Raw genomic sequence first — 12,412 nt, forward strand, 5'->3', positions numbered from 1 at the left:
ACCCCGCCCTCGGTTCAGGAGGACGAGTGTGACGGTACAAACGACGACTCTTGAGAACGGCATGGTGGTGCTGACCGATGACATGCCGCATCTGGAGAGTGCCTCCATCGGTGTCTGGGTCAAGGCCGGTGCGCGCTCCGAGCGCAAGGCCGAACACGGCATTTCCCATCTTCTCGAACACATGGCCTTCAAGGGCACCAAGACGCGCACTGCGCTTGAAATCGCCGAAGCCATCGAAAATGTCGGCGGCGATCTCAACGCGGCGACCTCCATCGAGCATACCGGCTACTTTGCCCGCGTGCTCAAGGACGACGTGGTTCTCGCAGCTGATATTCTCTCCGACATTTTGCAGAATTCGACCTTCGACGAAGGCGAGATGACGCGCGAAAAGCAGGTCATCGTGCAGGAGATCGGCGCGGCGCGGGACAATCCCGACGACCACGTCTTCGATCTCTTCCAGCAGGCCGCCTATCCGACCCAGCCCATCGGCCGCACCATTCTGGGCACCGTCGATTCGGTCCGCGCCTTCTCGCCGGAAATGGTCGGCAAATATATGCGCCGCAACTATGTGGGCGACCACATGGTCATGGCCGCAGCGGGCAATGTCGATCACGATGGCCTGGTGCAGGTCGCGCGGGAACGCTTTGCCGATCTCGCCCCGAGCGGCGCCCCGGCGCCGCAGCGCGCCGAATATCAGGGTGGACAGGAGCGGCTGGTTTCCGATCACGAGCAGGCCCATATCGTCCTCGGTTTCGAGGGCCGCGCTTACAATTCCGACGGCTTTTACGCCGCGCAGGTGCTGGCTTCGGTTCTCGGCGGCGGTATGAGCTCGCGGCTGTTCCAGGAAGTGCGCGAGAAGCGCGGCCTCTGCTATTCGGTCTATGCCTTCCACTGGGCCTTCGCCGATAGCGGCGTGTTCGGCGTCGCGGCGGCAACGGGCGAGGACGAGGTCTCCGAACTGGTGCCGGTGGTGCTCGACGAGCTTCTGCGCGCTGCAGAGACCGTCACTGACGAAGAAGTGACCCGTGTGCGCAACCAGATCCGCGCCGGTCTCCTCATGTCGCTCGAGAGCCCATCTGCCCGCGCTGGCCAGCTGGCGCGCCAGCAGATCCTCTGGGGCCGCCCCATCCCCATGGCCGAGACCGTGGAGCGCATTAACCGCATCACCGCCCAGCGCGTGCGCGATGTGGCCGAGCAGATTTTTACCAATTCCAAGCCGACCTTGGCCGGTATCGGCCCGATCAGCCGGCTGGCCGATGTCGAAAGCATCGGCGAGACGCTGCAGCGCTAAACCATGCTCTGGCCCTGGTCGTCGCCAGAACAGCTGATCCATCTCCGGGGGCGCCGCATTTCCCTGCGCCTGCCGCAGATGCGGGATTACGCTGCCTGGTATGAGCTTCGGCGCCAGAGCCACGAGTTCCTGAAGCCTTTCGAGCCGCGCTGGACCGAAGCCGATCTGGGTCGTCGCGTCTATTCCATGCGCGTGCGCCGCGCCCGGCAGGAAGCCGAGCAAGGCACGGACTATACGTTTTTCGTCTTCCTCAATGACGGTACGGAAACGCTGGTGGGCGGCATCACGCTCTCCAATATCCGCCGGCGTGCGGCGCAATTCGTCAATCTCGGCTATTGGATGGGCCAGCCCTATGCCGGGCAGGGGCTGATGACGGAGGGCGTCGAAATAGCCCTGCGCTTCATCTTCGAGACGCTGGACCTCCATCGCGCCCACGCCGCTTTCCTGCCGCACAACATGGCCTCGCGCCGCGTGCTCGAAAAGAACGGCTTCATCGAAGAGGGCTTTGCCGAGCGCTATCTGCAGATCGATGGACGTTGGGAAGACCATGTGCTGATGGGCCTGACGCGCGAGCGCTGGGACAGTTTTCGCCTCAGCCGGCACAATCGGATCGTTTGAAAAGGCCTTGTAAGCGGCACGATTTCACATCGGTCTGCGTCGCCCGGCTTGCCGCAAGCGTCAATCTCCCTTACCAAGAGTGCGCCCCTTCGGAGGTTGCCAACGACAATGGCTTGTCCGCCTGGCTTTTGAACAGGCTGACTGCCGCCACAATGAAGCCTTGTGTGGGAATTAGCTGCTCTTGATGCGTCCCTTTTTTGCTCTCGCAATCTTGCTTGCGCTCGCTTTTTTGCAGCCCGCCCAGGCGTTCGAAGTTATTTCCGTCCCCGAGGACGTGAATGCCGTCAACCTATCCGATGTCATCGAAATCGTTGGTGGAACCGACGGACGCGTGCAGTTGTCCACTGCGCCTGACGCCGACGGCATCATTCGCCGCATCGAGGTGCTGGCAAGCGAGCAGGGGACCAATCCCTCCTTTGCGCTCTTTGCCCTGCGTAACGATTCCGACCAGCAGATCGAGCGCCTGCTCGTCGCGCCCTTTTTCCGTCTGCCGGGCTCCGGCGTGTTCCAGCCAGACCTGGGCGACGCGCGCATCACAGCGGTGACGCCGAGCGCCGGCATTCGGCCGGTCAAACTGACGGACCCGGAAGCCGACGTCTTCGAGGTCACCCTCGACCCCGGCGCCACGGTGACGCTGATCGCCGAACTATCCTCGGGCGCGCTGCCCGAACTCTATCTCTGGCAACCGAACGCCTATCGCGACTACGTCAACTCCTTCACGCTGTTCCGCGGCGTGGTGCTGGGTGTGGCCTCGCTGGCTGCCGTGTTCCTGACCATCATGTTCGTGGTCAAGGGGCGCGGCGTCTTCCCGGCCACGGCGGCCTTTGCCTGGGCGGTTCTGGCCTATCTCCTCGTCGATTTCGGCATTCTCGGGCGCCTCTTTGGTCTCTCGGCCGGTGGGCTGGCGCCGCTGCGCGCGGCGGCGGAGGCGGGCATAGCGACGACCCTTGCCGGGTTCCTGTTCATTTACTTGAACCTCCATCGTTGGCACCTGCGCTTCATCCATCTGGCTTTGGGGCTCTCGGCACTGTTCCTTGCGCTCTTTGGCTTTGCCTTCTTCCAGCCCGAGATCGCCGCGACCATTTCGCGCCTCGTGCTGGCGCTGCTGGGGCTTTCGGGCTTCTTCCTGATCCTGCTGCTGGCGCTGCGTGGCTATGATCGCGCGGTGCTGCTGGTGCCGACCTGGATCATCTTCATTGCCTGGCTGTTCTATTCCTGGCTGGTGATTTCCGGCCAGGTTTCCAACGATGTGGCGCAGCCCGCCGTGGGTGGCGGCCTCGTGCTCGTCGTCATGCTGCTTGGCTTCACGGCCGTGCAGCACGCCTTCTCCGAGGGGCAAGTGACCATCGGCACCCTAAGCGAGGTCGAGCGCCGCGCGCTGGCGCTGACGGGCTCGGGTGACTTTGTCTTTGACTGGAATATCGATCGCGACCGCGTCAGCGTTGGCGACGAGCTTTCCACCCGCCTTGGCGAGAAACGCGGCGCGCTGCGTGGCGCCATCAAGCGCTGGTTGGATCGCGTGCATCCCGATGATCGCGATCGCTTCCGCACCGCTTTCGATACGCTGGTTGAGCTGCGCCGCGGCAAGGTTTCGGCCGATATGCGCATCGCCGGCCATGACGGCAATTACCGCACCTTCCGCATGCGCGTAAAACCCGTTCTCGGCGGCGATGGCCAGGTCAACCGCATCGTCGGTACCCTGCAGGACGTCACTGAGGATCGTGCCGCCCGCGAACGCCTGCTGCACGACGCCGTGCACGACAGTCTCACTGGCCTCCCCAATCGCCAGCTGCTGCTCGATCGGCTGAGCCGCGCCTTGGTGCGTGCCCGCCAGCCGGGTGGCGTCAAGCCGGCCGTGTTCCTCATCGATATCGACCGGTTCATGGAGCTCGAAGAGCGCATCGGCCATTCCGCTGCGGATTCTGTGCTGCTCGCTATTTCGCGTCGCATTGCCCGCGTCATGCGTCCGCTTGATACCGTGGCGCGCATTTCAGGCGATCAGTTCGCGGTGATCCTTGCTTCCGAACAGACCGCCGGCAAGATTGCCGAAAATGCCGAACAGATCCGCAAGGCTCTGAAGGCGCCGTTCAATTTCGGCGACCGCGACCTCACTATTTCCGCTTCGATCGGCGTCACCATCTATGATGGCAACCCGGCGGAAGCCGCCGACGTGCTGCGCGATGCGGAACTGGCCATGTATTACGCCAAGCGTCTTGGCGGCGACCGCATCGAAGCCTATCGCGCCTCGGCCCGTTCCATCGCCAATTACAACCGCGCCAGCGAGGAAGACCTCGAACGCGGCATGCGCCAGGGCGAGCTGCATGTGCAATATCAGCCGGTGATGAACATCACCTCGGGCCAGATCATCGGCGCCGAAGCGCTGATGCGCTGGAACCACCCGACGCGCGGCGTGGTCAATCCCGACGAATTCGTGCCCTTGGCCGAACGCTCCGGCCAGATCGAAAAGCTCGGCCGCCTTGCCTTCGAACAGGCGGCGGCGCAGGCCAAGGACTGGATGACGACCATCGGCCTGCCCGAGGATTTCTTCATCTCGGTCAATCTCTCGCCTAGCCAATTGGCGACTGAAACCCTGCTCAACGACATGCGCAACCTCGTTTCGCAGGACAAGACGCTGGCGGGGCATTTGAAGCTCGAAATCACCGAGGGCCAGGTGATGAGCAATCCCGAGCATTCCGCCTATATGCTCGAAGCCCTGCGCAGCCTCGGCCTTGGTCTCGCGCTCGATGATTTCGGCACCGGCAGCTCGTCGCTGAGCTACCTGCATCGCTTCCCCTTCGACACGATCAAGATTCCTGCAGCTTTCGTGAAGATGGGCACAGAGACTGGTATTCCGCACACGCAGACCCCGATTATCCGCGCCATTGTCGGGCTTGCCGAAGATCTGGATCTGATGGTGGTGGCGGAAGGCGTCGAAACGCTCGACGAAATTGAACGCCTGCGTCAGCTCAATTGCCGCTTCGCCCAGGGCTTTGCATTCGGCTCGGCCATGACTGGGCAGGAAATGGCGAAGAAGCTGCTGGCGCAGTTGGGACGGTAGGCGCTCTTCACCTCTCCCTTGAGGGGCAGGTGAAGTGGCCCTCAGGCATGTCCGGCGTCGGAACTCAGCGTTGCGCGAGTGATGTGAAGGCTCTCGAGAGCCTTCTCATAGCGCTGTTCCACCGGCACATCGAACAGGAGCGCGCGGTCGAATGGCACGGTGAGCCAGCCGTTCTCGGCAATTTCGCGCTCAAGTTGGCCAGGGCTCCAGCCGCAACACCCGAGCGCGAAGAGCGATGCCTTGGGCGCCGGGCCAAAGGCCATGGCCTTGAGCACATCCAGCGTTGCCGTCAGCCCTATCTCTTCGGTGACCTTGTAGGTATTGCCGCTACTGTAATCCGCCGTGTGCAGCACGAAGCCGCGGCTCTTTTCCACTGGGCCCCCGCGCAGCACCGAGCGGTCGCGGATGCGGTCGGGCAGGCGGATGACGGCGTCGGGATCGCCGAGGTCGAGTTCGTCGAGAATATCGGCAAAGGTGAGATTGGCGAGTTCCTGATTGACCACCAGGCCCATGGCGCCTTCGTCGCCATGGCCCACGAGCAGGATGACGCTTTCGGCGAAGCGCTCGTCCTCCATGCCCGGCATGGCCACCAGAAACTGTCCTTCAAGAGTGTTCATGCCGGTGATTTTAGGCTCATAGCGCCAACCTGCCAAGCGCTTGCAGGGCGAGAGGTGGCACGCGGCCTTCACGAAGGCCTGAACTGGCGTCAGCTATTCCTTCATCCTCTCCTGCGCTAATGGCTTGCTCATGCGTAATCTTGCCCTCGCCACCATCGTCTCCTTGGCCCTCGTTTCCGCGCCCCTCGCAGGCGAAACGGAATGGCAGGAGGTTGTGCCCGGCGTAAAACTGCGACTGGTGAGTTCGGGCCAGGTCAGGGCCGACGGGGCGACCCTGTTCGGCCTCGAAATCGAAATGCCGGAAAACACCAAAACCTATTGGCGTGTGCCCGGGGAAACTGGCTTTCCGGCCGAACTCGATTTTGCCGGCTCGGACGGGGTCAAGTCGGCAGAAATCGTCTGGCCGCATCCACAGCTCGATACCAGTTCCGGCTATGTCGATTTCGCCTATTTTGGCGACACAATGCTGCCCATCGCCGTGAAGGCCGGCGATCCCGCAGGCAATGTCATGGTTTCGGCCATGCTCGGCATCTGTTCCGACATCTGCCTGCCGGCCCAGGCCAATTTCACTCTGCCGTTGACCGACGCCGAGCCCGACCGGCCGAATGCGCTCAGGATCAAGCAGGCGCTGTCCGAAGCGCCCATTCCCTGGAATGAGGGCGAGGAGCCCATCGGCAGGATCGAATATCGCGCCGAGGACAAGGCCCTGGCCGTTTGGCTCAACGACGATACGGTTGATATCTCGACGCTGATCGTTGCCACCGAAACGGGCACGCCGCTCTTCGGCGTGCCGCAAAAAAGCCCGCAAGACGGCCTAGTCCTGCTTCCCATTCTGACGAAAACTGACAATAGTGACCTCGAAGGCGAGGACGTTCAGGTGTCGTTCATGACCGGTATGGGAGCGTTCGAGCTTTCGCGAACCATTAGTGCTGGTCCGACGAGCAATTAATCCCCAACAGGCCTTTGGGCTTGTAACGTGCGGCCAAGCCGCCTATCGCGGGATAGCGTTTTGGAGTATGGCGATCGCAAGTCGCCAATGGGCATGGGGCAAATCCTCTTATGATTGAGCGTGGCAATGCGATCCCTTCGGTTGGGATCAAGCTGGTGAATGCGTCCGGCGTAGCCGAAACCACCAGCGATGCCGTCCTTGGCTCGGGCACCGTAGTGCTCTTCTCCGTGCCGGGGGCTTTTACGCCCACCTGTCACGTCAACCACCTGCCGGGTTTTATGGCCAATGCCGTCAAGCTCAAGGCCAAGGGCGTCGATCGCATCATCTGTGTTGCCGCCAATGATGCCCATGTCATGAAGGCCTGGGCAGAGGCGTCCGATGCGCTGGGCCAAGTGGAATTCATCGCCGACGGCAATGCCGACCTCGCCAAGGCCCTGGGCCTTGCCAAGGACTTTTCGGCCAGCGGCATGGGCACGCGTTATGCGCGCGCCGCCATGATTGTGCGGAACGGCGCGGTGAGCGATATTTTTGTGGAGGACGCCCCCGGCGTCAACGCCAGCGGTGCCCCTGCCATCCTGATGGCGCTAGAAACGGCCCAAGCATGATGAGCCGGGAGAAAACCATGACCAAGCCGACCTTTACCCGACTTGTCGCAATGGCCGGTCTCAGCGTCGCCCTTGCCGGTTGCTCGATGGGCAGCATGTTTGGCGGCGGCACCAGTTCCAATGCTAACCTGCAGAACGCGACCGCGACGCCTCAGGCTGTGGCGCAGGCGCAGACCAATGCGCTGCCGGCTATTGCCACCGAATGCCCGCCGATCAAGGTGCGCGTTGGCGGCGAGGCCATGTACTATTATGGCGGCGGCCGCACCGGCGACGCCAAGGCCCTGCAGTATCAGGGTGTCATTGATGAAGTGACGCGCAACTGCGTCGTTTCGAATGGCCTCATCACCGTCAATATGGGCGCTTCCGGCCGCGTATTGCTCGGGCCCGCCGGCAACCAGTCTTCGGTCAATGCTCCGATCCGCTTTGCCGTCGAGCGCGATGGCCAGGCCGTGTTCTCGGAAAAGTACACCATTCCGGTAGCGATCGCCGCGCCGGCTCAATCGGCCGAGTTCGTCAAAGTGGTCGAGAATGTCGCCATCCCGTATCTGGGCGGCGAGAGCATCACTATCTGGGTTGGTTTCGATACCCGCGGCTAAGGTTTTGCGGTTCTGGAATTGAAAAAGGGCGGCCTCTCGGCCGCCCTTTCTTTATTCGGCTGCCTGCGGCAGGTCCGCGGGCTTTTCCCACTTCAGCACCGGCTGGCGGGCCGCGCGGGTCTCGTCGAGACGACGGCGCGGAGCCTTGGTCGGAGCCGAGGTGAAACGTTCCTTGTTCCCAGCGATGGCGTCGGTCGCCAGTTCCGCCATGACGTCGCAGAAGCGGTCGAGCGTCTGCTTGCTTTCGCTTTCGGTGGGTTCGATCAGCATGGCGCCATGCACGACCAGCGGGAAGTACATGGTCATGGGATGGAAGCCCTCATCGATCAGCGCCTTGGCGAAATCGAGGGTCGAGACGCCTGAATCCCTAAGGAAGCTGTCGTCGAAGAGCGCTTCGTGCATGGTCGGATAATCGGGGAAGGGCACCGAGAAGATGTGCTGCAGGCGAGCCTTGATGTAGTTCGCGTTGAGCACCGCATCCTGCGCCGCCTGAGCGAGGCCATCGTCGCCGTGGCTGAGCATATAGGTCAGCGCGCGGACATACATGCCCATCTGGCCGTGGAAGGCCGTAACGCGGCCGAGGGCGTCGCCCTCGATGTGCTCGACGAGTTCGAGGCCATTGGCAGTCTTGCGCACGAAGGGGACAGGCGCGAAGGGCGCCAGCGCTTCGGACAGCACGACCGGACCCGCACCCGGACCGCCGCCGCCATGGGGCGTCGAGAAGGTCTTGTGGAGGTTGATGTGCATGGCGTCGATGCCGAGGTCGCCCGGACGGACGACGCCCATGATGGCGTTGAAATTGGCGCCATCGCAGTAGAAGAACGCGCCCGCATCGTGCACCGCCTTGGCAATCTCAATGACCTGAGGCTCGAAGAGGCCGCAGGTATTGGGATTGGTCAGCATGATCGCGGCGACGTCGGGTGAGAGGGCGGCCTTGACCGCTTCGACGTCGACGGTGCCGTCGTCCTTGGCGGGCACCGGTTTCACCGTGTAGCCGAGGAAGGCAGCGGTCGCGGGATTAGTGCCATGGGCGCTTTCGGGCACGAGCACGACGGTGCGGTGCGCCTCGCCCTTGGCTTCCTGCGCCGCCTTGATGGCCATCATGCCCAGCAGCTCACCATGCGCGCCAGCCTTGGGCGAGAGCGCCACGGCGGCCGTATTGGTCAGGGTAAGCAGCCAGTGGCTGAGCTGGTTCATCATTTCCAGCGCGCCCTGCACAGTGGACACCGGCTGCAGCGGGTGGATGTCCGAGAAACCTGGCAAGCGGGCCATTTTCTCGTTGAGGCGCGGATTGTGCTTCATCGTGCATGAACCGAGCGGATACATGCCGCTGTCGATCGAGTGGTTCATGCGCGAAAGGCGCACGTAGTGGCGCATCGCTTCCGGTTCAGTGAGACCGGCGAGGTCGAGCTTGGACTTGCGGGCAAAACCGCCGAGGCGATCGCCGCTGAAAGTGACGTCGGGCAGGTCGACGCCGGAATGCTCGGTGTCGCCGATTTCGAACAGCAGCGGTTCATCGGGGATGAGCGCCGAGCCCGAAGCGCCGGTACCGACAGTGCCCACGCCGGTAGGGCGGCCTTGCGTATTCATGCTCATGCCAGTTCCTCCGTCAGGGCGGCCGCGAGGGCCGATATATCGGCGTCGGTGGTCAATTCCGTCGCCGCGAGGATGATGAGGTTGTCGACGCTGCGGTCATTGGGCAGCAGGCGGCTGGCCGGGACACCGGCCAGGATGCCGCGACGGGCGAGGCGTTCGACGAGACCCGCGGCTGGCTGGGGCGTGCGGATGGTCATCTCGTTGAAGAAGGTCTTGTTGAGCACGGTCACGCCGGGAACGCCTTCGAGGGCGTCGGCCAGCTTGATGGCGTTGAAGTGGTTAAGACGGGCGAGGCGGACGAAGCCGGCTTCACCGAGCAGACCCATATGGATCGAGAAGGCGAGGGCGCAGAGGCCGGAATTGGTGCAGATATTGCTCGTCGCCTTTTCGCGGCGGATGTGTTGCTCGCGGGTCGAGAGCGTCAGCACGAAGCCTCGGTTGCCATCGGCATCGACGGTTTCGCCGCAGAGACGGCCCGGCATCTGGCGGATGAATTCCTTCCGCGTCGCCATGAGGCCGAGATAGGGTCCACCGAAATTGAGCGCATTGCCGATCGACTGGCCCTCGGCCACGACGATATCGGCGCCAAGTGCTCCGGGAGCCTCAAGGAGGCCCAAGGAGACGACTTCCGTGACCACGACAATCAGCAGCGCGCCCTGGGCGTGGGCGGCTTCGGCTGCGGATTTGAGATCGCGCAGGTGGCCGTAGAAATCGGGGGTCTGGATGACGATGGCGGCGGTGTTGCCGTCGATCTGCTGCAGGATATCGCCCTGGCCCTCGGGGGAGGGGGAGAGACAGACGAGATCCGGATCGTCCTTGAGATAGGCTTTCACCACGTCGCGATAATGCGGGTGGAGGCCGCCGGAAAGGACGATCTTGTTTTTGCGGGTCAGGCGGCGGGCCATCAGGACGGCTTCGGCGGTGCCGGTGGAGCCGTCATAGAGCGAGGCGTTCGCCACATCCATGCCCATGATCTTGGCGACCTGGGTCTGGAATTCGAACAGCATCTGCAGGGTGCCCTGCGAGATTTCCGGCTGATAGGGCGTATAGGCCGTAAGCCATTCGGAACGCTGGATTAAATGGTCGACCGTGGCCGGAACGTGGTGCCGATAGGCGCCGGCGCCGACGAAGAACGGGCCATCGCCGGCTGCGTGGTTCTTGCTCGCGAGGGCGCGCATATGGGCTTCGACGAGGAATTCCGGCTGGTGCGCGGGAAGGCCGAGGTCGAAGCTTTTGAGGGCAGACTTGGGAACGGCTGAGAATAGCGCGTCGATATCGGCGGCGCCGATAACGCCGAGCATGTCGGCGCGTTCATGGGCAGAATGGGGAAGATAGCGCATGGTCAGAGGGTCAGTTCCGCATAGCCGTCGGCGTCGAGGAGGGTGTCGAGTTCGCTTGCATCGGAGATGGCGATCTTGAACATCCAGCCTGCGCCCTCGGAATCCGAGTTCACCAACCCGGGCTCATTGGTTAGCAGACTGTTAACCTCGACGATGGTTCCGGTTACCGGCGCGTAGATCTCCGAAGCGGCTTTCACCGATTCGACGACGGCGGCTTCGTCGCCCTTCTTGAGTGCCTTGCCGACGGCGGGGAGTTCGACGAAGACGATGTCGCCGAGCTGCTCCTGTGCATAGGGCGTGATGCCGACAATGCCGGTCGAACCCTCGACGCGGATATATTCGTGGTCGGGCGTGAATTTCGTGGTCATGGCTGGGGCCTCAGACTGATTTGCGGAAATAGCGATGGGGAACGAAGGGTGTCGGCACGACTTCGGCCGGCTGCGAGCGGCCGCGAACCGAAACCTGGAGCTTTGTGCCAATGGCGGTGTGCTCGGGCGACACGAAGCCTAGGGCGATGGCCTTGCCGAGCGAGGGGGCGAAGCCGCCGCTGGTGACGACGCCAATGGGAGTGTCGGATGCATCGAGGATCTCGGCGCCTTCGCGGGCCGGGGCGCCTTCGATGAGAAGGCCGACGCGCTTGCGGGTCAGCTTGCCGTCGCGCTCGGCGAGGATGCGCTGGGCGCCGGGGAAGTCGGCAGCCTCGCGGCGGCGTTTTGAGACGGCAAAGCCGAGATCGGCTTCGATGGGGGAGACGGTTTCGTCGAGGTCGTGCCCATAGAGCGGGAGGCCAGCTTCGAGGCGGAGACTGTCGCGGGCGCCGAGGCCCATGGGTTTTACGCGCGGGTCGACCAGCAGTTCGTCCCAAAGGGCGACGGACATATGGGCGGGGGCGAGAATCTCAAAACCGTCTTCGCCGGTATAGCCGGAGCGGGAGACGGTGACGGGGATGCCGTTCCAGTCGAACTCGCCGAATTGCATGAAGCCGAGATCGGCGGCTTGCGGGATGAGCGCGGCCATGACGTTGACGGCTTCCGGGCCCTGAAGGGCGAGGAGGGCGCCATCGTCTGCGCGCTTCAAAGTGGCCTTGTCGCCGGCAGCGGCGGCGATGCGGGCAAAATCGCCTTCCTTGGTGCCGGCATTGACGACGACGAAGAGCGTGCCCGGCGTGGTCGAACGGGCGACCATCAGGTCGTCGATGGTGCCGCCCTGGTCATTGAGGAGTAGGGTGTAGCGGATCTGGCCGGGTTTCAGGTTCAGAATATCGCCGCAGATCAGCGGTTCAATGATGGCCGCGATCGCGGCGTGGTCGGCGTCGGCATCGCCGCTCGGCGTGTTGAGAGTGAGAAAACTCGGGCCCATATGGCTGACGTCGAAGAGGCCGGCATTTTCGCGCGTCCACTTGTGCTCGGTCATGATGCCGGTGGGATATTGCACGGGCAGGGCATAGCCGCCGAACGGGACGATACGGCCGCCGGCAGTGACGTGGCGCTCATAGAGCGGGGTGTGCTTGAGGTCTTCTGTGGGCACTTCGGCCATGGGCACTCTCTGGTTCAAGGCGACACGACAAGGCTCCGCCAAACGGCGGGAATGCGTGCCCCCTCTGTCCTTGCCCTGAGAGATTTCCCGGCTGAGCGCCGGTTGCTACCTTCGGGGAGGCTGCATGCAGCCTGCTTTCCAGAGTTGTGACCTGACTGCGGTCCTTTTGCCTGAGAGTTTCCGGGGCGGTTGCTCCTTCGGCGCTG

Annotated in this window: 11 protein-coding genes and 1 riboswitch; of the genes, 6 read left to right on the plus strand and 5 right to left on the minus strand. The window is 63.2% G+C overall.

Annotation, left to right across the window (positions count from 1 at the left end; translation table 11 throughout):
• The first annotated feature begins 28 nt into the window (after nt 1-28).
• The 3 genes from NVV77_RS03475 to NVV77_RS03485 all read left to right on the plus strand — a co-directional run bounded on the left by NVV77_RS03475 (nt 29) and on the right by NVV77_RS03485 (nt 4,967).
• On the plus strand, nt 29-1,291 hold the full coding sequence (locus tag NVV77_RS03475) for a pitrilysin family protein (RefSeq protein ID WP_295410766.1): 1,263 nt from the start codon (nt 29-31) through the stop codon (nt 1,289-1,291).
• A 3-nt stretch (nt 1,292-1,294) separates the two neighbouring features.
• Nucleotides 1,295-1,909 carry a GNAT family N-acetyltransferase gene (locus NVV77_RS03480; RefSeq protein ID WP_295410768.1) on the plus strand — a complete coding sequence of 205 codons (615 nt, stop codon included), beginning with the start codon at nt 1,295-1,297 and terminating at the stop codon, nt 1,907-1,909.
• A 331-nt stretch (nt 1,910-2,240) separates the two neighbouring features.
• Nucleotides 2,241-4,967 (plus strand): EAL domain-containing protein, encoded by a 2,727-nt coding sequence (locus NVV77_RS03485; RefSeq protein WP_295410770.1) that lies wholly within the window; start codon nt 2,241-2,243, stop codon nt 4,965-4,967.
• A gap of 41 nt (nt 4,968-5,008) precedes the next feature.
• On the opposite strand, the gene NVV77_RS03490 is transcribed toward NVV77_RS03485, so the two are convergent.
• Nucleotides 5,009-5,584: a YqgE/AlgH family protein gene (locus tag NVV77_RS03490; protein WP_295410772.1), complete on the minus strand. Its 576-nt coding sequence runs from the start codon at nt 5,582-5,584 to the stop codon at nt 5,009-5,011.
• Between the two features lie 130 nt (nt 5,585-5,714).
• Between NVV77_RS03490 and NVV77_RS03495 the strand changes: the two genes are divergently transcribed.
• The 3 genes from NVV77_RS03495 to NVV77_RS03505 all read left to right on the plus strand — a co-directional run bounded on the left by NVV77_RS03495 (nt 5,715) and on the right by NVV77_RS03505 (nt 7,734).
• Complete coding sequence (locus NVV77_RS03495) at nt 5,715-6,533, plus strand: protein-disulfide reductase DsbD domain-containing protein (RefSeq protein WP_295410775.1); 819 nt, start codon at nt 5,715-5,717, stop codon at nt 6,531-6,533.
• A gap of 110 nt (nt 6,534-6,643) precedes the next feature.
• Nucleotides 6,644-7,138 carry a peroxiredoxin gene (locus NVV77_RS03500; protein WP_295410777.1) on the plus strand — a complete coding sequence of 165 codons (495 nt, stop codon included), beginning with the start codon at nt 6,644-6,646 and terminating at the stop codon, nt 7,136-7,138.
• 17 nt (nt 7,139-7,155) lie between these two features.
• The gene (locus NVV77_RS03505; protein WP_295410780.1) at nt 7,156-7,734 is read left to right on the plus strand and encodes a hypothetical protein; all 579 of its coding nucleotides are present in this window, start codon (nt 7,156-7,158) and stop codon (nt 7,732-7,734) included.
• A gap of 51 nt (nt 7,735-7,785) precedes the next feature.
• Here the strand turns inward: NVV77_RS03505 and gcvPB are convergent, their stop codons facing one another.
• Genes gcvPB through gcvT form a run of 4 tightly spaced genes read right to left on the minus strand, consistent with a single transcriptional unit; the run spans nt 7,786 to nt 12,206 of the window.
• The gene (gcvPB, locus tag NVV77_RS03510; protein ID WP_295410782.1) at nt 7,786-9,330 is read right to left on the minus strand and encodes an aminomethyl-transferring glycine dehydrogenase subunit GcvPB; all 1,545 of its coding nucleotides are present in this window, start codon (nt 9,328-9,330) and stop codon (nt 7,786-7,788) included.
• Nucleotides 9,327-10,670 carry an aminomethyl-transferring glycine dehydrogenase subunit GcvPA gene (gcvPA, locus tag NVV77_RS03515; RefSeq protein WP_295410785.1) on the minus strand — a complete coding sequence of 448 codons (1,344 nt, stop codon included), beginning with the start codon at nt 10,668-10,670 and terminating at the stop codon, nt 9,327-9,329. The genes gcvPB and gcvPA overlap by 4 nt, the downstream gene beginning before the upstream one ends.
• A gap of 2 nt (nt 10,671-10,672) precedes the next feature.
• The gene (gene gcvH / locus NVV77_RS03520) at nt 10,673-11,038 is read right to left on the minus strand and encodes a glycine cleavage system protein GcvH (RefSeq protein ID WP_295410788.1); all 366 of its coding nucleotides are present in this window, start codon (nt 11,036-11,038) and stop codon (nt 10,673-10,675) included.
• Nucleotides 11,039-11,048: 10 nt separating this feature from the next.
• Nucleotides 11,049-12,206 (minus strand): glycine cleavage system aminomethyltransferase GcvT, encoded by a 1,158-nt coding sequence (gene gcvT / locus NVV77_RS03525; protein WP_295410791.1) that lies wholly within the window; start codon nt 12,204-12,206, stop codon nt 11,049-11,051.
• A gap of 54 nt (nt 12,207-12,260) precedes the next feature.
• A riboswitch (glycine riboswitch) is annotated at nt 12,261-12,358 on the minus strand.
• Nucleotides 12,359-12,412 lie beyond the last annotated feature (54 nt).

The organism is Devosia sp. (genome assembly GCF_024707125.1).
Taxonomy (GTDB): Bacteria; Pseudomonadota; Alphaproteobacteria; order Rhizobiales; family Devosiaceae; genus Devosia.

Excerpts from the sequence above, each read along its gene's own strand:
- NVV77_RS03480 (WP_295410768.1), top strand. The coding sequence starts at position 1,295 with ATGCTCTGGCCCTGGTCGTCGCCAGAACAGCTGATCCATCTCCGGGGG.
- NVV77_RS03490 (WP_295410772.1), bottom strand. The coding sequence starts at position 5,584 with ATGAACACTCTTGAAGGACAGTTTCTGGTGGCCATGCCGGGCATGGAG.
- NVV77_RS03495 (WP_295410775.1), top strand. The coding sequence starts at position 5,715 with ATGCGTAATCTTGCCCTCGCCACCATCGTCTCCTTGGCCCTCGTTTCC.
- NVV77_RS03500 (WP_295410777.1), top strand. The coding sequence starts at position 6,644 with ATGATTGAGCGTGGCAATGCGATCCCTTCGGTTGGGATCAAGCTGGTG.
- NVV77_RS03505 (WP_295410780.1), top strand. The coding sequence starts at position 7,156 with ATGACCAAGCCGACCTTTACCCGACTTGTCGCAATGGCCGGTCTCAGC.
- gcvPB (WP_295410782.1), bottom strand. The coding sequence starts at position 9,330 with ATGAGCATGAATACGCAAGGCCGCCCTACCGGCGTGGGCACTGTCGGT.
- gcvPA (WP_295410785.1), bottom strand. The coding sequence starts at position 10,670 with ATGCGCTATCTTCCCCATTCTGCCCATGAACGCGCCGACATGCTCGGC.
- gcvH (WP_295410788.1), bottom strand. The coding sequence starts at position 11,038 with ATGACCACGAAATTCACGCCCGACCACGAATATATCCGCGTCGAGGGT.
- gcvT (WP_295410791.1), bottom strand. The coding sequence starts at position 12,206 with ATGGCCGAAGTGCCCACAGAAGACCTCAAGCACACCCCGCTCTATGAG.